Genomic DNA, 22,103 nt, shown 5'->3' with positions numbered 1-22,103 from the left:
CCGGACCGCACGCCCGACGAGGAGGAGACACGTGGTCGACGCCGACACGCTCGCACTGTTCCTCCCCGCAGCGCTCGCGCTCGTGCTGGCCCCCGGGCCGGCCGTGGGGTTCATCCTCGCGACGACGCTGCGGCACGGACGGCGTGCAGGGCTCGCCGCGACGCTCGGGATCGAGGGCGGCAACACCGTCCACGTGCTCGCGGCCGCGCTGGGCCTGTCCGCGGTGCTGGCCACGAGCGCGACCGCGTTCACGGTCGTCAAGGCCGCTGGTGCGGCGTGGCTCCTGTGGCTCGCCGTCCGTGCGTGGCGCGCGCGGACCCCCGGGACGCTCGCCGACCTCGGCACGGGCCCGGCCGGCCCGACGGACGGAGCGGACGGAGCGCACGGCACGGACGCAGCCGGCCCGACGGCGTCCGGCGTGGCCGGGACCCACGTGCCCGGCGCGCGCACGCCGGCCGCCGCGCCGCGGTTCGGCGCCATGGTGCGCGCGGGGCTCCTCGTCGGCACGCTCAACCCCAAGACCGCGCTCTTCTTCCTCGCGTTCCTACCCCAGTTCGTCCGGCCCGACGCCGGCCCCGCGTGGGCCCAGATGCTCACCCTGGGCTTCGTGTTCGTCGGGCTCGCGTGCGCGCTCGACGGGCTGTGGGCCGTGGGCGGGGACCGCCTGCGCACGCTCTTCCCCCGCCTGCGGATGCGCGTCCTCGACCGCGTCTCCGCCGCGGTCTACGCCACGCTCGGCGCTCTCACGCTCGCCGCACGCCGCCTCGCGTGACGAGCCCGCGGCGACGCCCGGCGTCGTACGCTGCGAGCATGCCCGACCCCGACACGGCACCCGACCAGGCCCGCGACCAGGCCCCCGAGCCCACGGACCGGGCGCCCCGGCTCCCCAAGGCCCTCTACGAGCGGGAGCTCTTCCGGCTCCAGGCCGAGCTCGTGACCATGCAGGAGTGGATCCGCGCCGAGGGCAAGCGGCTCGTCGTGATCTTCGAGGGACGCGACGCCGCGGGCAAGGGCAGCACCATCAAGCGCGTCACGCAGTACCTCAACCCGCGGGTCGCGCGCATCGCGGCGCTGCCCGCACCGAGCGACCGCGAGCGCACCCAGTGGTACTTCCAGCGGTACGTCGCCCAGCTCCCCGCCGCGGGCGAGATCGTGCTGTTCGACCGCTCCTGGTACAACCGCGCCGGCGTCGAGCGCGTCATGGGCTACTGCACGCCCGACGAGTACCACCGGTTCCTGCACCAGTGCCCGATCTTCGAGCGCATGCTCGTCGAGGACGGCATCATCCTGCGCAAGTACTGGTTCTCGGTGAGCGACGCCGAGCAGGAGGCGCGTTTCCGGTCCCGCCTCGCGGACCCGATGCGCCAGTGGAAGCTCTCGCCCATGGACCTCGAGTCCATCACGCAGTGGGAGGAGTACTCCCGGGCGAAGGACCAGATGCTCGTCCACACGGACATCCCCGAGGCCCCGTGGTGGGTCGTCGACAACGACGACAAGCGCAGGTCCCGCATCGACATGATCCACCACCTGCTCTCGACCGTCCCGTACGTGCCGGTCGAGCGGCCGGCCGTCGTGCTGCCCGAGCGGCCGGCCTCCAAGGGCTACGTCCGGCCGCCACGCGACTCGCAGCGGTACGTCCCCGACCACAGCTCGACGCTGGAGTGACGGGACAGGTGACGCGTCCCGTCGGGGCGGACGGGCGTGGGCCCTCCGCGGTGGCGCGCGGGCGCCGTCGCGCGGTCGTCGGCGCCGCCCTCGCCGGGGCGTGCGCGCTCGCCCTGGCCCTCGCCGCCTGCTCGCCCGTCGGGCCGGCCGGTGCCGCGCAGGGCCCGACCACCCCCGCGGTCACGCCCGCACCGGACCCGACGCCTGTCGCCACCCCGCCCACGGCCGCCGACGTGCGGGCGACCGGGACGCCCGTCACCTCGGGCACCGTGACGGTGTGGGTCGCGAGCCCCGCACCCGCCGGGTCGCAAGACGCCGCGGGCACCGTGACGGCGACCGCCGAGGCCGACGGGAGCGTCCGCGTCGACGTCACGGCGGCCGACCCCGCGGGCGTGACGCTGCTCGCTGTCGACACCGGGTCCCTCTTCGAGGAGCAGCCGGACGGCTCGGTCCTCATCCGCGACGCCGCCGGGACCGCGGTCGGGGCGCTGGGTCGCCCGACGTCGGGCCGCAGGCCCCTGCAGCACGTCGCCGAGGGCGACCTCCTGAAGGTCACGGCCTCGGCGGTGTCCACGAGCACGGCCCCACCGGTGTCGGCGAGCTTCGACCTCGCCACCCGGGCCCTCGAGTCCGCGACCTGGGGCGAGCGCGAGGGCGGCCGGTCCCTCGCCGTGGTCCCGAGCCCCTGGGGCCGGTCGGGCAACGACGCGGCGGTCGCCCTCGTGTGGCAGCAGGTCCTCGCCACCGCGCCGGACGCCGACGTGCCAGGCATGCGCGACCAGCTCGTGTGCCACAGCGTGGGCGCGCCGGACAAGGAGAGCTGGAACCTCGAGCCGTGGCGGCCCGACGTGGGGCTCCTCGCGACGCTCGCGGCCGCCTGCAACGCCTGAGCGCACCGCCCGCGTCTGCGCGGGGGACGCTCAGGTGTAGGCGCGCAGGAACGCGTCGACGCCGTCGGTGACGATCACGCGCAGGTCCTCCTCGGACGGACCGGGCGCCGCGCTCGCGTCGAGCGCGTCGGGCGCAGGCCTCGCGTCGAGTGCGTTGAGCGCGGGCGTCGCGTCGAGCGCGTCGAGCGCGAGACGGACGGTCAGGGCCGTGAAGTGCCGGGCCGCCAGGGCAGGGTCGGCCGCCCGGAGCCTGCCGGCGTCGACGAGCTCGGCGAACCGCTGCTCGAGCATGCGCTCGGGGACCTCGGTACCGGGTCCGTGGGCCTGCGGCACCGTCCGCCGCTGCCGCTCGAGCCGCCGGAACGTCGCGTAGGCGGGCGACGGGAAGGTGCGCGTCGTGACGCGGGCCGCGAAGGCCACCAGCGACTCGCGCAGCTCGCGGTCGTCGGTGATCTCCTCCTCGATCGCCGTGCGGACCGTGGCGACCACGGCGTCGTCGACCTCCTCGAGGACACGCTGGAACAGCGCCCGCTTGTCGCCGAAGTGGTCGTAGACCGTGCGCTTGGAGACCTGGGCCTGCGCGGCGATCGCGTCGACGCTCGCCCGCTCGTAGCCCTCCGCGACGAACAGGCTCTGCGCCGCGGCGAGGATGGCCGCGTGCTTGCGCTCGGACCGCTGGCGCGGGCCGCGGGAGGGCGTGCGCGCGGGGGCTTCGCCGGTCCGTGTCGTGCCCCTTGCGGGTGTCGGCGCTCCCGCCGGCGCTGTCGCCATGCTCTCAGCGTACCTTCAGGAATGGATATCTACACTGCACCGTGCAGTGTAGTTTCCAACCGAAGGAGCACCCGTGCCCATCACGGACCCCGCACCCCGCCCGACGGCCGGCGTCGGCATCCGAGCCCGAGGGCTCACCAAGCGCTACGGCAGCACGACGGCCGTGGACGACCTCACCTTCACCGCGCGCCCCGGAGTCATCACCGGGTTCCTGGGCCCGAACGGTGCGGGCAAGAGCACCGCCATCCGGATGCTTCTGGGCCTGGCCCGGCCCACGAGCGGCACCATCACCATCGGCGACCGGCGCATGGCCGAGCTCGAGGACCCCGCGCGGACCATCGGCGCCCTCCTCGACGCACGCGCGGTACACCCCCACCGCACCGCCTACGCGCACCTCCTCGCGTTCGCACAGGCCGCGGGCCTCGGCAGGCGGCGGGTCGAGGAGGTGCTCGAGCTCGTGGGGCTCGACCACGCGGCCACGCGCCGTGTCGGCGAGTTCTCGCTCGGCATGCACCAGCGCCTGGGCATCGGGACCGCGCTGCTCGGCGACCCCGGGGTCCTCGTGCTCGACGAGCCCCTCAACGGCCTCGATCCCGAGGGCATCCGCTGGATGCGCACGCTCATGCGCGACCTCGCAGGCGAGGGCCGGACGATCCTGTTCTCGAGCCACCTCATGTCCGAGATGGAGCTCACGGCCGACGACCTCGTCGTCATCGGCCAGGGCCGGCTCATCGCGCAGGCCTCGCTGCGCGACTTCGTCCGCGACAACACGAGCCGTGACGTCCTGGTCCGGGCCGCGTCCACGGTCGAGCTCGCCCGCGCGCTCGAGCGGGCCGGCCTGACCGTCGCCGCGCGCACCGGCGCCGACGCCGAGACCGGTGCCCCTGCCGGCGCCGGCGCCGCGCTCCTCGTCACGGGAGCCGACCCGTCCGCCGTCGGCCACGTCGCCGCCGCCGAGGGCATCGCCCTCGACGAGCTCACGGCCGTCCGCGAGTCCCTCGAGGACGTCTTCCTCCGCCTGACCCACGACGCCACCGACTACGGGAGCCACGCCGCATGAACGTCCTCCGCTCCGAGTGGACCAAGCTCCGCAGCGTCCGCAGCACCTGGCTCACAGCCCTCAGCGCCGTGGTCTCAGGCGCCGCCCTCGGCATCCTCGGCGTGTCCGAGGTGCTGGGCGGCACCCCGTCCGACCTGCCCACGCCCTGGGACCCGACCGCGACGAGCCTCAAGGGCTTCCTCTTCGCGCAGCTGCTCGTCGGCATGCTCGGCGCGCTCAGCATCACGCCCGAGTACGACACCGCGATGATCGGCACGAGCCTGTCCGCCGTCCCGTCCCGGGCCCGCCTCCTCCGGGCCAAGGCCCTCGTCGTGACAGCCGTCGGGCTCGCCACGGGCGCCGCCACCACCCTGCTGAGCTTCACCGTCGTGCAGGTCGCGCTGCGCGGCGCCGGCCTGCCCGCTGCCGGACCGGGCGACCCTGGCGTAGCCGGGGCGCTCGTCGGCGGGACGCTCTACCTGACGCTCGTCACGCTCGCGGGGATGGCCGTCGGCGTCCTCACCCGCTCGACGACGACGAGCCTCGCCGTCCTCGTCGGCGCGCTCCTGCTGGTGCCCGCGCTCGGGCCGGGCCTGCCCGGTGCCCTCGGGGACTGGTTCGCCGGCTACTGGCCCGTCACCGCCGGCCAGGCCGCGTACACCGTCGTCCCGGTCGACGGCGCGCTCACGCCCTCGACGGGGCTGGCCGTCCTCGTCCTTGCAGTCGACGCCGTCGTCGTCGCGGCCTACGCCGCGCTCCGCGTGCGCGACGTGTGACGGCGACCGCCGGCGGCTGCGGGGTCCCGGCCGGGCCGCCGGCACGGCAGACTGCGCGGATGGCGACGGAGCTGGAGATCACCGCGACGGTCGAGCTGTGCCGGGCCGACGGGCGGCTCGACCCCGCCGCCGTCGGCTGGACCCGCAGGCCCCTGCACCGGACCGGTCTGCGCGGGTGGGGCCGTAGCAAGCGCTGGGAGTACTGGGCGGTCATGACGCCCCGCCACGTGATCGCACTGACCGTCGCCGACCTCGACTACGCCGCGCAGCACCAGGTGTGGGTGCTCGACCGCGCGACGTCGGGCGACGTCGACACCGTCGCCGTCGTGCCCCTGGGCAGAGGGGTCCAGCTGCCCGCGAGCCTGGGCGACGGCCCGGCGGTCGCCCGGGCGCGCGGGCTCGACATCCGCATCGAGGACGTCGCGGGCGGCACCCGGCTGCGGGCCCGCACCCCTCGCGTCGAGGTCGACGTGGTCGCCGCGTCACCCGAGGGCCACGAGTCGCTCGGCGTCGTCGTGCCGTGGAGCGACCGGCGCTTCCAGTACACGGTCAAGGACGTCGCCCGCCCGGCGTCGGGCAGCCTCACTGTCGACGGCGTGCGCCACACCCTGCCCGACGGCGCGTCGTGGGCGGTCCTCGACCACGGCCGCGGCCGGTGGCCGTACCGGATGCGCTGGAACTGGGGCGCGGGCAGCGGGGTGGTCGACGGGCACGTCGTCGGCGTCCAGGTGGGCGGCGCGTGGACGGACGGGACGGGCTCGACCGAGAACGCGCTGCTCGTCGACGGCCGGCTGCACAAGAACAGCGACGACCTCGTGTGGGAGTACGACCGCACGGACTGGCTCGCCCCCTGGCACGTGCACGACGCCGACCGCGCGCGCGTCGACCTCACGTTCACGCCGTTCCACGAGCGGGCCGCGCGCACCGACCTCCTGATCGTCGCGGGCGAGACCCACCAGTGCTTCGGCACCTGGTCCGGCGCGATGACCGACGACGCAGGGCGCCGCATCCGGGTCGACGGCGTCGAGGGCTGGGCCGAGGAGGCGCACAACCGCTGGTGAAGCCCCTCCGACGACGCGTGGCGGTGGGCAACCAGGTGCGTCGGCGTCACGCGGACAGCACACTGGGGCGATGGATCTCCCGGTGATGCCGCCCGTCGCGCCGATGCTCGCCAAGTCCGTGCCCGAGATCCCGCCGGGCCAGCACTACGAGCCCAAGTGGGACGGTTTCCGGGCCATCGTCTTCCGCGACGGCGACGAGGTGGAGATCGGCAGCCGGAACACCAAGCCCATCACGCGGTACTTCCCCGAGGTCGTCACCGCGGCGCTGCGCGAGCTCCCCGAGCGGTGCGTCGTCGACGGCGAGATCGTGGTCGCCTCCGCCGACGGCGCGGGCCTGGACTTCGAGGCGCTGCTCCAGCGCATCCACCCCGCGGACTCCCGCGTCCAGCTGCTCGCGCGCGAGACGCCCGCCGTGCTCGTCGTGTTCGACCTCCTCGCGCTCGGCGACGAGGACCTGACGTCGCGCCCCTTCGCCGAACGCCGCGCCCGGCTCGAGCAGGCGGTGCCCGGCACGGGTCCCGGCGTCTACCTGACCCGGACGACGGACGACGCCGAGCTGGCACGCGAGTGGTTCGAGCTCTTCGAGGGCGCGGGGCTCGACGGCGTCGTCGCCAAGCGCGGCGACCTCGCGTACGAGCCGGACAAGCGCGTGATGTCCAAGATCAAGCACGAGCGCACGGCCGACTGCGTCGTCGGCGGATACCGCGTGCACAAGGCCGCCGACGACGCCGTCGGGTCGCTGCTGCTCGGCCTGTACGACGACGCCGGCACGCTCGCGTCCATCGGCGTCGCGAGCTCCTTCACCATGGCCCGGCGCAAGGAGCTGTTCGCGGAGCTGCAGCCGCTCGTCGTCGGCCCCGGCGAGGACCACCCGTGGACCGCCGCGGCCCAGGCCGCGGGGACCCGGACGCCCACGGAGGCCGCCGGCAGCCGGTGGAACTCCGGCAAGGACCTGTCCTTCACACCCCTGCGGCCCGAGCGCGTCGTCGAGGTCCGCTACGACCACATGGAGGGCGCGCGGCTGCGGCACACCGCGCAGCTCGTCCGCTGGCGGCCGGACCGCGACCCCTCGAGCTGCACGTACGCACAGCTCGAGGTCCCGGTGCGGTTCAGCCTCGCCGACGTGCTGTCGGGCTGAGGCCCGTCACTCGGTGGGGCCGCCCACGCGGTACTGACCCGCGTCGTTGAGCACCTCGACGGGCACCGACAGCTCGACGCCGCCCGACGTGAACGTGCACTCGAACTCGAGGCCCGGCTCGGCGGTGAGACCCGAGGGGCAGTCCACCCGCCGGAAGTCCGCCACGTCGAAGTCGTTCTGCACGACGCTCGTCACGTCTCGCTCGAGCGCCTCCTCGTCGAACGCCGGCGGACCGCCGATGACACCCGTGACCAGGAGGGTCAGGGCCACCGAGACGAGCGCGGTCACCGCGCCGGTGATGACGAACGGGAGCAGTGCCGACCCACGGGACCGCTTCGGCGTGCCGTCGACGGGCGCGGCCGGGGCCTCACCGGTCGCACCGTCCGCCCGGGGCTGCTCGGCGGGCGTTGCGGGGCGCGACTGCGCTGCGGGGCCGGACGGCGCCGTGTGGCCGGGGTGGCCCGGCTGCTGACCGGGGTGGCCCGGCTGCTGGCCGCGGTACGGCTGCTCGCCGGGGTGCGGCTGCTGGCCGGGGTGCGGCTGCTGACCGGGCTGGCCCTGCTGCGGGTGCGCCGGGCGGGCCGGCGGGGCTCCGTACGGCTGGGCGCCCGGCTGTGCGGGTGGCGCGGCGTACGGCTGGGCGCCGGGGGCCGCGAAGGGCTGCGCGCGCGGCGGCGCGAACGGCTGGGAGCCCTGGTGAGGCGGCTGCTGGGGGTGCTGCTGACCGGCCGGTCGCTGCTGCGGCGCGGGCGGGGGCGCGTACTGCGGAACCGGCGCCTGCGCGGCGGGACCGGGCGCCTGCGCGGCGGGGTCGGGCGCGGCGTCGGGCGTGGGCTGGGGCGCCGGGGTCGGTCCGGGCTGCGGCGGGTGGGTCACAGGTTCCCCATCTTCGTGTAGAAGTCGTCGATCGCTTGCTCGTCGGTGATCACCGTGGTGTCCCAGGCGATCGGTGGGGTGGGGAAGTCCTCGGGTGACGCGGTCCCGGTGATCTCGAAGCCCGCCTGCACCACGAAGTCGTCGGCGCCGTCGGTACCGGGCACGCTCCCGTTCATCTCGACCTTGATGATCATCCCGTCGGCGTCCTGCCACAGCGTGACCGGGATGAAGGAGTCGAGCATCGCCTGCGTCAGCTCGGAGGAGATCTCCGGCGGGATGTGCAGCAGGCCGTTGTTCTCGATCACGGCCGCGAGGGTGACCTCGGTCTCCGACCGGACGACGCCGTCGGGCTCCACCGTGACCGAGGCCCGCATGTCCTGCCCGCGCGGCGACTCGGCCGTCGTCACCACGGTGTCGTGGATCTCGCACATCTGCTGGAAGCCCTCGATGAAGCAGACCGTGCGCAGGGACGCGGTGAGCGGGTCCTCGTCGGGGTGGCCGTAGATGGTCGGCATCTGGACCCACGGCGTCGGGGCGAGGGAGGCGTACCCGTCGCCGAGCAGCAGGTAGTCCCAGGTCTGCCCGCCCACGTGGAGGGTGTCGATCGTGTAGCCGGCGTCGGCGTCGGTCTGCTGGATGAAGATCGACGCGGGGTTGCCGAGCACGTGCACGACGGCCTGCGACCCGGAGTCGCGCTCGCCGTACGCGGCGTGCACGTAGGAGACCCCCGTGACGCTCATCTCGGCCGTGGTCGTGAACGGGCTCGACTCGTTGATCGCGGTGCCCAGGGCCTCGAGCTGGGCCTCGAAGCGCGCTGCGTCGCGCTCCTCCAGGTCCTCCCAGTCGGGGAACGCCTGACCCTGCGTGGTCCCGGCGCACGCGGTGAGGAGGAGCAGGAGGCCCGCGGCTGAGACCACGCGGACCCGCGCGGAGCGCGACGAGCGACGCTCCCGTGACGTCGAGCGCATCACAGGCCACCCACCTCCGTGAACAGGCTCAGCGCCGTGGCACCGAGCGGCGCGGCACCGAGGGTCCCCGGGGAGCCGAACGACGTGGTCGCGACGAGGTAGCCGGACCCGCTGGCGGCGTCGTAGTTGGTGAACCAGCCCCCGCCCGAGGAGCCCGGCGTCATGTCGCACGAGATGTAGTAGGCGTAGTCGTAGGGGTCCCAGTCGTCGGACGCGCAGTAGCGCTGCGACGTGCCGTCGAACGGCTCCATCGTGGGGTAGCCGGTCACGACGAGCTCCTGGGCGGGGATGCCGAACGCGATGCCCTGCCCGCCCGTGACGGACTCGATCTCCTGACCGGACGAGCTCGGCGCCATGACGAGGAACGCGAAGTCGTACGCCCAGCCCTCGCCGACGATGTAGCGGTCGACCGGGTCGAGGTTGGCGTCCTGCGCGAACTGCTCCGGCAGGACGACGGACTCGACCGCCCAGATGCCGTACGGCGCGCTCGCCCCGGAGTCCGCGTCCGCGGGCACGAAGGCGAGGTAGTCCGCGACGACGTCGGCGTCCATGTCCCACACGCAGTGCGCGGCCGTCGCGACGACGTTGCCGGCGGCCGAGTTCACGACGCTCGCCGAGCACACCGAGTCACCCGTGCTGAAGCCCATGTAGAGACGTCCCTGCGTCCCCGCGGCCAGCCCGGTCGCCACGAACTGGTCGCCCGCGCTGGACGCGGCCACCTGCGGGCCCACCGGGTTCACCGGCCCGGTCGTGGGGTCCACGATCACGCCCGTCGCGGAGTCGCCCGCGCCGGCGGTGCGGTCACCGCCGGGCACGATCGGGTCGAACGGCGCGGCGTCGCCCTGACGGTCGGCCGTCCAGTAGTCGTTGACCTCGTCGACGGTCCGCTCGTACTCGACCCGCAGGGACACGCTGTCGCCGTCGATGGGCACGAGCGCGTTGGGCGCCTCCCCGACGACTGCCGTGCCCTGGACGGTGGACGCGCACCCGGCGAGGGCTGCCGCGACGCCGAGGACGACGCACGCGCGGACGGTCGCGGCCCGCGGGCGCGCGCGACGGACGGCTCGCGGGAGGGGGATCACGGCGAGAAGGATGCCACACATCGGGCAGCGGCCCTGGTCAGCGATGCGGGCAGACGACCCCGCCCACCCGGTGCGTGACCTGGCGAGGCCGCCGGGACCAGGATGGGCGGATGGAGACGTTCTCGCGCGCGGGCCTCACGTTCGACGTCCGCGACCACCGCCCACCGCAGGCGCCCGGAACCCCTGCCGCACCCGGACCGGCGGCGCCGGACGCAGCGCGCGCCGATCCGCCGACGGCGGTCCTGCTGCACGGCTTCCCCCAGAACGGCTCCGCGTACGACGCCGTGATCCCGCTCCTCGTGGCCGGCGGCATGCGCGTGCTCGTCCCCGACCAGCGCGGCTACTCGCCCGGGGCCCGGCCGCGCGGGCGCCGGGCCTACACGGTGCCGGAGCTCGTCGAGGACGTGGTCGCCCTGCTCGACGCCGCCCAGGTCGAGCGGGCGCACGTCGTCGGGCACGACTGGGGTGGGTCCGTCGCGTGGACGTTCGCGGGCCGCCGGCCCGAGCGAACCCTGTCGCTCACGGCGCTCTCGACGCCGCACCCCGCGGCGATGGCCGCCGCGCTGAGGCACCGGGACCAGGCGCGCCGCTCGCGCTACATGCTCGGGTTCCAGCTGCCCTGGCTCCCCGAGGCGCGCCTGCTCGCACGTGACGGTGCGCGGCTGCGCTCGTCGCTCATGCGCTCGGGGCTGTCCGAGGCCTCCGCCGACCGCTACGTGCAGCGCATGCGCGAGCCGGGTGCCCTGACCGCGGCGCTCGCCTGGTACCGCGCGCTGCCCGTGACCCGGGGTGGTGGCGCCGGCCGCACACGCGTGCCGACGACCTATCTCACGGGCCGCCGCGACCCCTTCTTCGCGCCCGACGCCGTCGCCGGGACCGCGGCGTTCGTCACCGGACCCTTCGAGCACCGCGAGCTCGACGCCGACCACTGGCTTCCCGAGCACCGGGCGTCCGAGGTCGCGACCGCGGTGCTCGAGCACGCCGCGCGAGCGACCCGACCGGACTGAGCCCGGTCGGGTCGCCCGCTGCCGCACGTTCCACGCGACGCCCCGGCGCCTCGGGTCGTTCAGGCGGGGCTCGGCGCCTGCCTGACCGCCTTGACGGCCGGCTTGACGCTCGACTTCTCCTTGCGGGGCTCCTCGCCGGTCGCGCGCTGCTTGCGGTAGTGCGCCCGCGCCTCGTCCTGGCGCTCACGCTCGGCACCCGTCGCGATCGCGGCGCGCACGTGCTCCGGGCCGTAGGCGAACGCGTCGACGAGGTCCTGCGCGTGCGGGCGCAGGCGGACGAGCAGGCGGTCGATGTAGGAGGTCACCGTGCGCGCGCGGCCCGCCGACAGGCGCCCGTTGATCAGGTACCACGCGAGGTTCCGCTCGATGATGCTGAGGCCGAAGACGTCGCGCAGCCACGTCAGGACCCGGCGCGTCCCGGGGTCGCCGACCTTCTCGAGGCCCGCGGTGAACGCCTCCCACTGGAGCAGGTCCGCGTGCGCCCGCGCGCACTCGATCAGCGCGTGCTGGTGCTCGTTGAAGAGGCGGGCCGCCTCCTCGCGCGAGCCCTTCATCGCCGGACGCAGCGCCGTGGCGACCTCCGCGACCATCGTCTCGACGCGGTCCGTGAGGAGCTCGCGCTGCGTCTCCGTCTCCCGGAGCTGGCCCGCGGACCTGCGGCGGTTGCCGCCGTCGGCCAGCGTCTGCACGACGCGCAGGAGCGGGGTGCGGTGCAGGGCGGCGTCCGCAGCCCGGCCCGCGACGTAGCGCGCGACGCCGCTCGCGTCGATGTCCTTGAACTCCTTGGAGTAGTCCGCGAGCAGCCGCTTGGCGACGAGCTGCATGAGGACCGTGTTGTCGCCCTCGAACGTCGCGTACACGTCGAGGTCCGCGCGCAGCGACACGAGGCGGTTCTCCGTGAGGAAGCCCGCGCCGCCGCACGCCTCGCGCGCCGCCTGGAGGGTGTCGAGCGCGTGCCACGTCGACGCGGGCTTGAGGGCCGCCGCGATCGTCTCGAGGTCCTGGCGGCTCTCGTCCGTGTCGTCCGCGCCCGAGAACACGCCGACGAACGCCTCGAGGAGCCTCTCGTGCGCGAACGCGCCCGCGTACGTCTGCGCGAGCCGCGGCAGGAGGCGTCGCTGGTGCTCCGCGTAGTCGAGGAGCACGACCTCGTCGGTCTCCGACGCGGCCGAGAACTGCCGGCGCTCGTTCGCGTACGTGATGGCGATGATCAGCGCGAGCTTGCTCGTGTTCACCGCGGCGCCGTCGAGCGACACGCGGCCCTGGACGAGGGTGCTGAGCATCGTGAAGAACCGGCGGCCGGGGCTCGTGATCGGCGAGGTGTAGGTGCCGTCGGGCGCGACGTCGCCGTAGCGGTTGAGCAGGTCGTGGCGGGGCACGCGCACCTGGTCGAAGCACAGGCGACCGTTGTCGATGCCGTTGAGGCCGCCCTTGAGCCCGTCGTCCTCTCCGCTGACGCCGGGCAGGAGCTCGCCGGTCGCGGGGTCGCGCAGCGGGACGTAGAAGGCGTGGACCCCGTGGTTCACGGGCTCCTCGCCGGGGCCGGCGGTGATCAGCTGGGCGAAGACGACGGCCGCGGTCCCGTGCAGCGCCGCGTTGCCGAGGTAGTCCTTCCAGGCGGCCCGGAAGGGCGTGTGGATCACGAACTCCTGGGTCGCCGCGTCGTACGTCGCGGTCGTGCCGATGCTCGCGACGTCGGACCCGTGGCCGGTCTCCGTCATCGCGAACGCACCCGGGACGTCGACGGACATGGCGGCGGGCAGGAGGCGCTCGTGGTGCTCCTGGGTGCCCAGGTGCAGTATCGCCGAGGCGAAGAGCCCCCACTGGACGCCCGCCTTGATCTGCAGCGACGGGTCGGCAGTGACGACCTCCTCGAACCGCGCGAGGCTTCCGCCGTGGTCGTCCGCGCCGCCGAGCGCCGTGGGGAAGGCACGCAGCACGTCGCCCTCGGTCGCGAGGATCTTGACCTGCTCGAGCACGCGCGCCCGGTGCTCGGCCATCGACAGGCCCTCGATGCGGTGCATGCGCGGGTCCTTGAGGAACTCGCGGGCCTCGCGGCGCACATCGGCCCACCGTCCGAGCACGACCTGCTCGAGCAGGGGGACGTCGACGCGCGGCGTCGGGCCGTGGTCGGTGCGCTCCGCGCGGGACGTCGCCGGGTGGTCCGTGCGGCCGTGGCTCGGGCGCTTGTCGCTCAGGGTGGTCATCGGTGCTCCTCGTCGGTGAGGTGATGGGACGTGCGCTGGTCGGTGCCCGTGCCGGCGCCCCGTGAGGCGTCGAGGACGGGCGGCGTGGTGGTGCCGGGCGGCAGGTCGACACCCTCGTCGACCTGCCCGACGTCTGTACGTGCGCGGGCGAGCACGCTCACGGGCCCGGCCCACAGCCAGGCGGTGACGCGCTCGGTGAGCTCCTCGCGCGGGGGCGCGGCCGGGTCGGAGCGGTGCTTGAGCCACCACTCCCCCGCGCCGCGGATGAACCCGACGGCGCCCGCCGCCCACACGTCGGCGAGGTCGGGCGCCGGGGTGCCCGCCGTGAGGACCCGGGCGAAGGGCCGCGCGATGAGCGCCGCGACCTGCTCGAGGAACGGGCCGAGGGGCCCGGAGGCGTCGTCGGCGACCGGCCGGGTGACGAACCAGTAGACGTTGGGCGAGGCCTCCACCATCTCGAGGTACACGTCGATCATCGAGCGCAGGCCCTCGCGCGGCGTCGTCGCGGCCTGGGCTGCGGCGTCGAGGGCCGCGTGCATCTGCGAGATCACGGCCTCGCCGACGGCCAGCTGGAGGCCGGTCTTGTCGACGAAGTACCGGTAGACGATCGACTTCGACGTGCCGCCGGCGGTCGCGATCTCGTCCATGGAGACGTCGGGGCCCTGGCGGTGGACCGCCCGGCGCGCGGCGTGGACCAGCTCGGCCCGACGCGCGGCGCGGTGGTCCTCCCACCGGGTCGAGCGCCCGTCGGCCGGCAGGGGCGACGTGGTGGGCAGCGACGACGGGGCGGGCGGCGGGGGCAGCACCTGCCCGTCGGCCGGGGGCGTGCCCGGGCTGACGGACTCCTGCTCGCCCGCGGTGCGGGACGCCGGCGACCCTGCCGGTGTGATGCGGCTCACGAAACCGACGGTATCAGGTACTGTGCGTGTCAGGCACTATCACTCTGCGAGCCGCCTCACCCGGGACCGTGGTCCCGAGTCGTGCACCTGCTCGCAGCGCACCACCCCGGATCACACGCTCAATGACGACGCGAGAGGACCAGGCCATGGCGGCACCCCGCAGCACGACCGGCTCGACACCCACGGGCGGAGCACCCGACTCCCCCGGCCCCGCGGGCACCCCCGCCACGCGGCGGGCCGTCGTCGTCGGCGGCAACCGGATCCCCTTCGCCCGGGCCGGCGGCGCCTACACGCGCGCCACCAACCTCGACATGCTCACCGCAGCCCTCGACGGGCTCGTCGCACGCTTCGGCCTCGCCGACGAGCGCATCGGCGAGGTCGCCGCGGGTGCCGTCCTCAAGCACTCGCGCGACTTCAACCTCACGCGTGAGGCGGTCCTCGGCTCGGCGCTCTCCCCGGAGACGCCCGCCTACGACCTCCAGCAGGCCTGCGCGACAGGCCTCGAGACCGTCGTCGGCCTGTCCAACAAGATCCGCCTCGGCCAGATCGACTCGGCCGTCGCCGGTGGCGTCGACTCCGCGTCCGACGCCCCCATCGTCGTCAGCGACCCGCTGCGCGCCGTCATCCTCGACATCAACCGGGCGCGCACCACCGGGCAGAAGCTCAAGCACATCACGCGCATCCGGCCCGGCCACTTCACGCCGTCGGCCCCCGACACCGCCGAGCCGCGCACGGGGCTATCCATGGGCGAGCACCAGGCCCTGACCACCGCGGCGTTCGCCATCACGCGCGAGGCCCAGGACGAGCTCGCCCTCGCGAGCCACCACAACCTCGCGGCCGCCTACGAGGCCGGGTTCTTCGACGACCTCATGACGCCGTACCGCGGGCTCACGCGCGATGCGAACCTGCGAGCGGACACGTCCATGGAGAAGCTCGCGTCGCTCAAGCCCGTCTTCGGCAAGCGCCTCGGCGCCCCCGCGACCATGACCGCGGGCAACTCGACGCCGCTGACCGACGGCGCGTCCACCGTCCTCCTGGCGAGCGACGACTGGGCCGAGCAGCGCGGGCTGCGCCCCCTCGCGACCGTCGTCGACGCCGAGGCCGGCGCCGTGGACTTCGTGCACGGGCGCGACGGGCTCCTCATGGCCGGCGTGCACGCGATGCCCCGCCTGCTCGCCCGCAACGGCCTGACCCTCCAGGACTTCGACTTCTACGAGATCCACGAGGCGTTCGCGGGGACCGTCCTGTGCAACCTCGCCGCGTGGGAGAGCGAGGAGTACTGCCGCGAGCGCCTCGGCCTCGACCGCGCCCTCGGGTCCATCGACCGCGCCAAGCTCAACGTCCACGGCTCGTCGCTCGCCGCGGGCCACCCGTTCGCCGCCACGGGCGGCCGCATCGTCGCGTCCCTCGCCAAGGCCCTCGCGGCCAAGGGCTCGGGCCGCGGCCTCATCTCCGTCTGCGCTGCCGGTGGGCAGGGCGTCGTCGCGATCTTGGAGGCAGCGTGACCGACACGTACCTGAACCTCGTCAACTCGGGGTTCACGAAGAAGCTCGCCAAGCAGCTGGGCCTGCCGCGCCCCGCCGTGCTGCGCCGCCACAGCCCCGGCGCCCCGCTCGTGCCGGGGCCCGTGCTCGTCCTCGCCGACGCCGCGTCCGGCAAGGACGCCGACGCGCTCGCCGCGACCCTGCTCGACTGGGACCTCGACGTGCGCCGCCACGGTGGCGACGACCGGTACGGCGCCGTCGTCGTGGTGCTCACCGAGGTGGGCGCGCCCGCCGAGCTCGGAGCGCCCATGCTCGAGCTGGGCGGCGTGCTGCGCTCGCTCGCTCCCGGCGGTCGGGTCGTGACCGTCTCCCGGGCGCCGTCCGACGCCGCACCCGCCGTCGCCGCGGCCCGCCAGGGCGTGGACGGCATGCTGCGCTCGCTCGCCAAGGAGCTGCGCGCGGGGGCCACCGGCAACGGGATCGTGCTCGACGACGGGGTCGGGGTCGACGCGCCCTCGGCGGTCGGGGCCCTGCGGTTCCTGCTCTCCGGCCGGTCCGCGTTCGTCGACGGGCAGCTCGTGCACGTCGGCTCCACCGGGGGCGCGGTCCCCGCGGACTGGGACCGCCCGCTCGACGGGACCGTCGCGGTCGTCACGGGCGCCGCACGCGGCATCGGCGCGGCCATCGCGCGGACGCTGTCGCGCGACGGCGCGACGGTCGTGGTCGTCGACGTCCCCGGCGCCGGCGACGCGCTCGCGAAGGTCGCCAACGAGGTGCGCGGCACGGCCCTGCAGCTCGACGTCACGGCCGACGACGCCGCGCAGCGCCTGCTCGAGCACGTGAGCGCCCGGTACGGCCGGCTCGACGTCGTCGTCCACAACGCCGGGATCCTGCGCGACAAGCTCCTCGTGAACATGCGGCCCGAGAGGTGGGACCCGGTCCTCGCCGTCAACGTGACGGCACCGCTGCGGATCACCGAGGCGCTCCTCGCGTCCGGCACGCTCGGCCCCGCCCCGCGCGTCATCGGCCTCGCGTCGACCAGCGGCATCGCCGGGAACCGTGGGCAGACCAACTACGGCGCTTCCAAGGCCGGGGTCATCGGCATGGTGCGCGCGTCCGCGACGGCACTCGCGTCCGCCGGGGGCACCATCAACGCCGTCGCACCCGGCTTCATCGAGACCGACATGACCGCGCGCATCCCGTTCGCGACGCGCGAGGTCGCCCGCCGGCTCAACTCGCTCCAGCAGGGCGGGCAGCCGATCGACGTCGCCGAGACCATCGCGTTCCTCGCGTCGCCCCAGGCGGGCGGCATCAACGGGCAGGTCGTGCGCGTGTGCGGGCAGAACATGGTCGGGGCATGAGCTCCGACAACGCGGGGGTGGGTCGGAGCGGCGGTGCGCCCGTGCCCGACGACGGCGCACGCGGCGGGGCCGTGCCCGGGATGCCCGGCGAAGGCGTGCCCGACGACGGCGCGTCCGTGCCTGACGACGGCGTGCCCGCCGTCCCCGTACCCGACGTCCCCGGCCTGGCCCATGCCGCTGGTATGCCCGACGCCCCCGCGCCGGACGAGCCCGCGGTCGAGCTCGCGACCGTCCCGGCCCTCGGCGGCCTCTACGCGCGCGGGCTCGCCGGCTCGGCACGCGCGGCCGCGACCCGCCGCACGACCGTGCGCGCGGGCGACCTGCCGGACACGCACGTCGTCGTGCGAGACGTCCGACCCCACGCCGACCACCTCACGGCCTACCAGCACCTGCTGGGCGAGCCCGGCGCGGATGCGCTGCCGGCCGGGTTCGTGCACGTCGTGGCCTTCCCGGTGGCGACCGCGGTCATGGTCCGCCCGGACTTCCCGCTCGGCCTCCTCGGGCTCGTGCACGTCGCGAACCGCGTCGAGCAGCGGCGGGCGGTGCGCCTCGGTGAACGACTGGACATCGACGCGCACGCCCGTGACCTGCGCGCCCACCGGGCCGGCGTCACCGTGGAGGTCGTCGCCGACGTCAGCGTCGGCGGGGAGCACGTGTGGCGCGGCATCTCGACGTACCTCGCGAAGGGCGTCCGACTCGCCGGGGTGCGCGGTGGCGGGCACGACGTCGGGGTGGACGCCGCGGCAACGGGCAGCAGCGCGCACAACGGCAGGGCGCCTCAGAACGCCGGCGCCCCGGACCTGCGAGCGGAGTGGGAGCCGCCGCTGCCGACGGGACGCTGGGCGCTCGGTGGCGGCGTCGGGCGGGCCTACGCGGCCGTGTCCGGTGACCGGAACCCGATCCACATGTCCGCGCTGACGGCCAAGGCGTTCGGGTTCCCCCGCGCCATCGCGCACGGGATGTACACGGCGTCCCGCGCGCTCGCCGACATCGGCCCCGCGGCTCGCGGCGAGGCGTTCACGTGGGACGTCACGTTCGCCAAGCCCGTGCTGCTGCCGTCGAACGTCAACGTCCGCGTGGCCCGTGAGGGCGACGTCTGGCGCTACGACGCCTGGGACGGCCGCGGCCGCCGACACCTCACGGGCTCGGTCACGCCGCCTCGCTGACGTCGCTGAGGTCGCTGAGGTCGCTGGCGTCCCCGACGTCGCCGAGGTCGGTAGCTCGTGCCGAGGTCGGGCATCCGGAGGGTCGACCTCAGCGCGAGAGTCCGACCTCAGCGCCGGGTGGTCAGCTCCGCGGCCGGGACGGGTAGTGGGCGCCCGGTCGTGCGCTCCACGGCTGGGGCGGGCGTGTCGGTGGGGGTGGTTAGCGTGCGGGGCATGGAACCTCGACTCTCGCTCATCACGCTCGGCGTGCCCGACGTCGCCCGGGCCCGCGCCTTCTACGTCGACGGCCTCGGGTGGCAGCCCCTGTTCGAGGTGCCCGGAGAGGTGGTGTTCCTCCAGGTCGGGCACGGGCTCGCGCTGTCCCTGTTCGGCGCGGCGGCGCTCGCGCGCGACGTCGACCCGGACGGCACCGCAGTGCCCGCAGCCGCCCCCGCGGGCGTCACCCTCGCGCACAACGTCGGGTCGGAGGCCGAGGTGGACACCGCCCTCGCCGATGCCGTCCGCGCCGGTGGCCGCCTCGTCAAGGAGGCCCGTCGGGCCGAGTGGGGCGGGTACCACGGCTACTTCGCCGACCCCGCAGGGACCCTGTGGGAGGTCGCCTTCAACCCGTCGTGGAGCGTCGCCGCCGACGGGGCCGTGACGATCTGACGGCGCCCTCGGGCGCGGGGGCCTACCAGCCGATCTCGGCGAGCACCTGGGCGGCGACCTCCTGCGGCGCGCGGCCCTCGTTCTCGACCACCGCGTCCTCGATGCCGGCTGCCGACAGGACGCGGTCGAGCTCGACGGTCCGGGCCTGGTGCCAGGCTCGCCAGCGGTCGACCTGCTCCCGGCGCTCCAGCCGGGCCAGCCGCGTCGCCTCCGTCGCGGTCAGCCGTACGACCGAGACCTCGGCGCCGTCGAACGCGACCTCGTAGCGCTCCCGGTCGGCCACGTCCTCGACGACCCGCGCAAGCACCACGTGGCGGTACCCGTGCCGCGCCAGGTTCGGTGCGATCGCGCCCAGGTTCTCGAAGACGAGCTGCTGCGCGAACGGGTCCTCGGACGTGCGCGGCCACACCTGGCACACCGTGTCGACGTCGATCCACGCGTGCGGCACGTCGCGCGACTCGAGGGCCGCAGCGACCTCGGCCGCGATCGTCGTCTTGCCCGCGCCGACTGTCCCGCTGACCACGAGGACACGCATGCCGACGCCGCGCAGCCAGCGCCCGTAGCAGACCGAGTGCTCCTCGAACTCGTACGGGCCGTAGCTGGGGATGCGCCGGTACCCGCAGGACCGGTACAGGCCGATGGCCTGCTGCTGCCGCACCCCGGTCTCGAGGATGAGCCGCACGTACCCCGCGGCGCGGGCGATCGCCTCGAGCTCGGTGACGACCAAGCGCGAGAGCCCACGCCGACGGAACGCCGGTCGCACGAACATGCGCTTGAGCTCGCCGTACCCCTCGCCGTACCGCGCGGCGTCCCGCAGCGAGCCGCACCCGGCGACCTCGCCGTCGACCGTGACGAGCACCGTCGCGACCATCTCGTCCCGCGGCAGCTCGGGCTCGATGTCGCCCTCGCCGTCGTACATCTCGGCGAGCTCAGCCTGCTGCTCGACCCGCAGCACCTCGGCGTCGGCGTCGTCCCAACCGACCTGGCGCAGCTCGACCCGGGGCGCAGCTGCATCACCCGCCGCTGCGGCTGCGGGAGGGGGAACGACTCCGGCGACGATGCCGGGACCGCCCTCGAGGCTCTGGTCCACCGACGTGTCAGCCGACGAGGGTGCTGATCACCGACGTGAAGAACCGCAGCCCGTCCGTCCCCGTGCGCGGGCCACGGGCGCCGTCGGGCCCGAAGCCCGACTCCACGGCGTGCTCCGGGTGAGGCATGAGGCCCACCACGTTGCCCGCCGCGTTCGTGATGCCTGCGATGTCGCGCCGCGACCCGTTCGGGTTCCAGCCCGCGTAGCGGAACACGACGCGCCCCTCGGCCTCGAGCTCGTCGAGCACGTGCGGGTCGGCGACGTACTGGCCGTCCTGGTTCTTCAGCGGGATCGTGATCTGCTCACCCGCCTGGTAGTCGCGCGTCCACACGGTGTCGATGTTCTCGACGGTGAGGACCTGCTCGCGGCAGATGAACGTCCGGTGATCGTTCTTGATCATGGCACCGGGCAGCAGGTGGGCCTCGCACAGCACCTGGAAGCCGTTGCAGATCCCCAGCACCGGCAGGCCGCCGCGCGCGGCGTCGACGAGCACGTCCATGACCGGCGCGAACCGGCTGATGGCACCGGCGCGCAGGTAGTCGCCGTAGGAGAACCCGCCGGGCAGGACGACGGCGTCCACACCCTGCAGGTCCGCGTCCGCGTGCCACAGCGGCACGGGCGTGGCTCCGGCGAGGCGGACCGCGCGTGCGGCGTCGCGGTCGTCGAGCGTGCCCGGGAACGTGACGACGCCGATGCGCGCGCCCGCCGCGCCCGTCGCCGGCTGGGCGCGGTCCGCGGTCACGGCGGTCACGCCCGGTCCTGCGCGTCGGCGACGCGGATCACGTCCTCGATCACGGGGTTCGACAGCAGCGTCTCCGCGGCGCGCCGAGCGGCCTCGAGCACCTCCTCGGTGACGTCACCGTCGACCTCGAGCTCGAACCGCTTGCCCTGACGCACCCCGGTGAAGCCCGTGAACCCGAGCCGCGGCAGGGCGGCCGCGACGGCCTTGCCCTGCGGGTCGAGGATCTCGGGCTTCGGCATCACATCGACGACGACACGTCCCACGGAGTGCTCCAGGGTGATCGGAGTTGCGGCGGCTGCGGGGGCGAGTGCCCGGAGGCCAGCGTACCCAGCGCCCGGCGCGGGTCCGACGCCGTGTCCACCTGTGGACCCTGCCCGACGACGTCGCGCCCGGTCAGCGTGTGGGTGCCCGGCGGAGCGGCCCCCGCCGCACGTACGGCGGCCAGGGCCCGCGCCGTGCGTGCGTGCGCGGTCGGCACGTGGGTGCCGGGCGGAGCGGCCCCACGCACGTGCGGTGGCCGGGGCCCGCTCCGTGCGTGCGCGCTCGATCGGCACGTGGGCGCCAGGCGGGCGCGGTTCGCTCCGTGCGGGCAGCCTCAGCGGGAGCGTCGCCGGCTCGTCGCGCGCTTCTGACCTGCGTGACCGGAGCGTGCGGCTCCCCCGAAGGCCATCGAGACGCCGATCATGAAACCGAAGTCGTACCAGCCGCCGTTGTTGTGCACCTCGTAGATCCCGACGGTCTCGGTGAACAACGAGATGATGAAGGTGATCGGGCTGATCAGCCCGTGCCAGAGGCCGAACCAGAACCCGGCCGGGTCGCTGCTGCCGGGGGACGCCGTGGTCGCGACGTCGTTCAACCCCGGTGCGCACGCGCTCAGCAGGAGGAGACCCGCGACGACCGCGACGCCGACCAGCGGACGGAACCACGTGGCACGTGACGGTGCGGGCATGGGGACCACCTCCAGCACCCAGGCAAGACCCGCGACCGAGCCGCCGACAGGGGCCTAGGTCCCCCGAGTCTGCCCCCTCCGCGCCCCCGCGAGACACCCCAGCCCGACGACGGCGTCCGCGGGCCCTCTCCGCCCACCGAGGTCGGCCCGGCGTGCCGACGTCGGGCCTCGGGAGGGCCGACCTCAGCCGGGACGCCCGACCTCGGCGCCGCGGGCGTCAGCGGGTGCGGCGACCGACGGCTCCCGCAGCCCGCGTGTGCGCTGAGGTCGGCCCGGCGTGCCGA

General features: G+C 74.7%; 22 protein-coding genes. 12 read left to right on the top strand and 10 right to left on the bottom strand.

From position 1 onward, the window contains the following. The first annotated feature begins 31 nt into the window (after positions 1–31). The 3 genes from FZ988_RS13640 to FZ988_RS19020 are packed head-to-tail and all read left to right on the top strand — an operon-like array spanning position 32 to position 2,555. Entirely contained in the window at positions 32–772 is a 741-nt protein-coding gene (locus tag FZ988_RS13640) for a LysE family translocator (protein WP_149204578.1), read from the top strand. Positions 773–810: 38 nt separating this feature from the next. Then, positions 811–1,665, top strand: coding sequence for a polyphosphate kinase 2 (gene ppk2 / locus FZ988_RS13635; protein WP_149204577.1), 855 nt, complete (start codon positions 811–813; stop codon positions 1,663–1,665). A gap of 8 nt (positions 1,666–1,673) precedes the next feature. After that, complete coding sequence (locus tag FZ988_RS19020; RefSeq protein WP_246169505.1) at positions 1,674–2,555, top strand: DUF2599 domain-containing protein; 882 nt, start codon at positions 1,674–1,676, stop codon at positions 2,553–2,555. Between the two features lie 30 nt (positions 2,556–2,585). On the opposite strand, the gene FZ988_RS13625 is transcribed toward FZ988_RS19020, so the two are convergent. Beyond that, the gene (locus FZ988_RS13625) at positions 2,586–3,326 is read right to left on the bottom strand and encodes a TetR/AcrR family transcriptional regulator (RefSeq protein WP_149204576.1); all 741 of its coding nucleotides are present in this window, start codon (positions 3,324–3,326) and stop codon (positions 2,586–2,588) included. Between the two features lie 73 nt (positions 3,327–3,399). Here FZ988_RS13625 and FZ988_RS13620 point away from each other — a divergent pair, with 73 nt between their 5' ends. The 4 genes from FZ988_RS13620 (at position 3,400) to FZ988_RS13605 (ending at position 7,340) form a co-directional block, all read left to right on the top strand. After that, a complete protein-coding gene (locus tag FZ988_RS13620; protein ID WP_246169504.1) occupies positions 3,400–4,386 on the top strand; it encodes an ABC transporter ATP-binding protein in 987 nt (328 codons plus the stop codon). Continuing rightward, positions 4,383–5,141 carry an ABC transporter permease gene (locus FZ988_RS13615; protein WP_149204575.1) on the top strand — a complete coding sequence of 253 codons (759 nt, stop codon included), beginning with the start codon at positions 4,383–4,385 and terminating at the stop codon, positions 5,139–5,141. The genes FZ988_RS13620 and FZ988_RS13615 overlap by 4 nt, the downstream gene beginning before the upstream one ends. A gap of 59 nt (positions 5,142–5,200) precedes the next feature. Further along, positions 5,201–6,202 (top strand): DUF2804 domain-containing protein, encoded by a 1,002-nt coding sequence (locus FZ988_RS13610; protein WP_149204574.1) that lies wholly within the window; start codon positions 5,201–5,203, stop codon positions 6,200–6,202. 70 nt (positions 6,203–6,272) lie between these two features. Next, positions 6,273–7,340 carry an ATP-dependent DNA ligase gene (locus tag FZ988_RS13605; RefSeq protein ID WP_149204573.1) on the top strand — a complete coding sequence of 356 codons (1,068 nt, stop codon included), beginning with the start codon at positions 6,273–6,275 and terminating at the stop codon, positions 7,338–7,340. 6 nt (positions 7,341–7,346) lie between these two features. On the opposite strand, the gene FZ988_RS13600 is transcribed toward FZ988_RS13605, so the two are convergent. Genes FZ988_RS13600 through FZ988_RS13590 form a run of 3 tightly spaced genes read right to left on the bottom strand, consistent with a single transcriptional unit; the run spans position 7,347 to position 10,266 of the window. Beyond that, complete coding sequence (locus FZ988_RS13600; RefSeq protein ID WP_149204572.1) at positions 7,347–8,216, bottom strand: DUF4333 domain-containing protein; 870 nt, start codon at positions 8,214–8,216, stop codon at positions 7,347–7,349. Then, positions 8,213–9,184, bottom strand: coding sequence for a hypothetical protein (locus FZ988_RS13595; protein ID WP_149204571.1), 972 nt, complete (start codon positions 9,182–9,184; stop codon positions 8,213–8,215). Before FZ988_RS13595 ends, FZ988_RS13600 begins: the two co-directional genes overlap by 4 nt. Next, positions 9,184–10,266, bottom strand: a complete 1,083-nt coding sequence (locus FZ988_RS13590; protein WP_149204570.1) for a trypsin-like serine peptidase — start codon at positions 10,264–10,266, stop codon at positions 9,184–9,186. Before FZ988_RS13590 ends, FZ988_RS13595 begins: the two co-directional genes overlap by 1 nt. 110 nt (positions 10,267–10,376) lie before the next feature. Here FZ988_RS13590 and FZ988_RS13585 point away from each other — a divergent pair, with 110 nt between their 5' ends. Beyond that, a complete protein-coding gene (locus tag FZ988_RS13585) occupies positions 10,377–11,273 on the top strand; it encodes an alpha/beta fold hydrolase (protein WP_149204569.1) in 897 nt (298 codons plus the stop codon). Between the two features lie 59 nt (positions 11,274–11,332). Here the strand turns inward: FZ988_RS13585 and FZ988_RS13580 are convergent, their stop codons facing one another. Together FZ988_RS13580 and FZ988_RS13575 are read right to left on the bottom strand one after the other, a co-directional pair. Beyond that, on the bottom strand, positions 11,333–13,480 hold the full coding sequence (locus FZ988_RS13580) for an acyl-CoA dehydrogenase family protein (RefSeq protein WP_149204568.1): 2,148 nt from the start codon (positions 13,478–13,480) through the stop codon (positions 11,333–11,335). Beyond that, positions 13,477–14,379: a TetR/AcrR family transcriptional regulator gene (locus FZ988_RS13575; protein WP_342781274.1), complete on the bottom strand. Its 903-nt coding sequence runs from the start codon at positions 14,377–14,379 to the stop codon at positions 13,477–13,479. The genes FZ988_RS13580 and FZ988_RS13575 overlap by 4 nt, the downstream gene beginning before the upstream one ends. A 146-nt stretch (positions 14,380–14,525) precedes the next feature. On the opposite strand from FZ988_RS13575, the gene FZ988_RS13570 reads away from it, so the two are divergent. The 4 genes from FZ988_RS13570 to FZ988_RS13555 all read left to right on the top strand — a co-directional run bounded on the left by FZ988_RS13570 (position 14,526) and on the right by FZ988_RS13555 (position 19,038). Next, positions 14,526–15,884, top strand: a complete 1,359-nt coding sequence (locus FZ988_RS13570) for an acetyl-CoA C-acetyltransferase (RefSeq protein WP_149204567.1) — start codon at positions 14,526–14,528, stop codon at positions 15,882–15,884. Continuing rightward, on the top strand, positions 15,881–17,224 hold the full coding sequence (locus tag FZ988_RS13565; protein ID WP_149204566.1) for a 3-oxoacyl-ACP reductase: 1,344 nt from the start codon (positions 15,881–15,883) through the stop codon (positions 17,222–17,224). Before FZ988_RS13570 ends, FZ988_RS13565 begins: the two co-directional genes overlap by 4 nt. Continuing rightward, positions 17,221–18,390: a MaoC/PaaZ C-terminal domain-containing protein gene (locus FZ988_RS13560; RefSeq protein WP_342781272.1), complete on the top strand. Its 1,170-nt coding sequence runs from the start codon at positions 17,221–17,223 to the stop codon at positions 18,388–18,390. The genes FZ988_RS13565 and FZ988_RS13560 overlap by 4 nt, the downstream gene beginning before the upstream one ends. 213 nt (positions 18,391–18,603) lie before the next feature. Continuing rightward, positions 18,604–19,038 carry a VOC family protein gene (locus tag FZ988_RS13555; RefSeq protein WP_149204565.1) on the top strand — a complete coding sequence of 145 codons (435 nt, stop codon included), beginning with the start codon at positions 18,604–18,606 and terminating at the stop codon, positions 19,036–19,038. A gap of 22 nt (positions 19,039–19,060) precedes the next feature. Here FZ988_RS13555 and FZ988_RS18780 read toward each other — a convergent pair whose 3' ends face one another. The 4 genes from FZ988_RS18780 to FZ988_RS13535 all read right to left on the bottom strand — a co-directional run bounded on the left by FZ988_RS18780 (position 19,061) and on the right by FZ988_RS13535 (position 21,819). Next, positions 19,061–20,128 carry a GNAT family N-acetyltransferase gene (locus tag FZ988_RS18780; protein WP_223145138.1) on the bottom strand — a complete coding sequence of 356 codons (1,068 nt, stop codon included), beginning with the start codon at positions 20,126–20,128 and terminating at the stop codon, positions 19,061–19,063. Positions 20,129–20,135: 7 nt separating this feature from the next. Then, positions 20,136–20,879: a phosphoribosylformylglycinamidine synthase subunit PurQ gene (purQ, locus tag FZ988_RS13545; RefSeq protein WP_149204564.1), complete on the bottom strand. Its 744-nt coding sequence runs from the start codon at positions 20,877–20,879 to the stop codon at positions 20,136–20,138. Then, positions 20,876–21,133 carry a phosphoribosylformylglycinamidine synthase subunit PurS gene (gene purS, locus FZ988_RS13540; RefSeq protein WP_149204563.1) on the bottom strand — a complete coding sequence of 86 codons (258 nt, stop codon included), beginning with the start codon at positions 21,131–21,133 and terminating at the stop codon, positions 20,876–20,878. Before purS ends, purQ begins: the two co-directional genes overlap by 4 nt. A 332-nt stretch (positions 21,134–21,465) precedes the next feature. Continuing rightward, on the bottom strand, positions 21,466–21,819 hold the full coding sequence (locus FZ988_RS13535) for a hypothetical protein (protein ID WP_149204562.1): 354 nt from the start codon (positions 21,817–21,819) through the stop codon (positions 21,466–21,468). Positions 21,820–22,103 lie beyond the last annotated feature (284 nt).

Source organism: Actinotalea subterranea (genome assembly GCF_008364845.1).
In the GTDB taxonomy this organism is placed as follows: Bacteria; Actinomycetota; Actinomycetes; order Actinomycetales; family Cellulomonadaceae; genus Actinotalea; species Actinotalea subterranea.
Note: the sequence above shows the minus strand (reverse complement) of the source record. Positions and strands in the feature narration are given on the sequence as shown.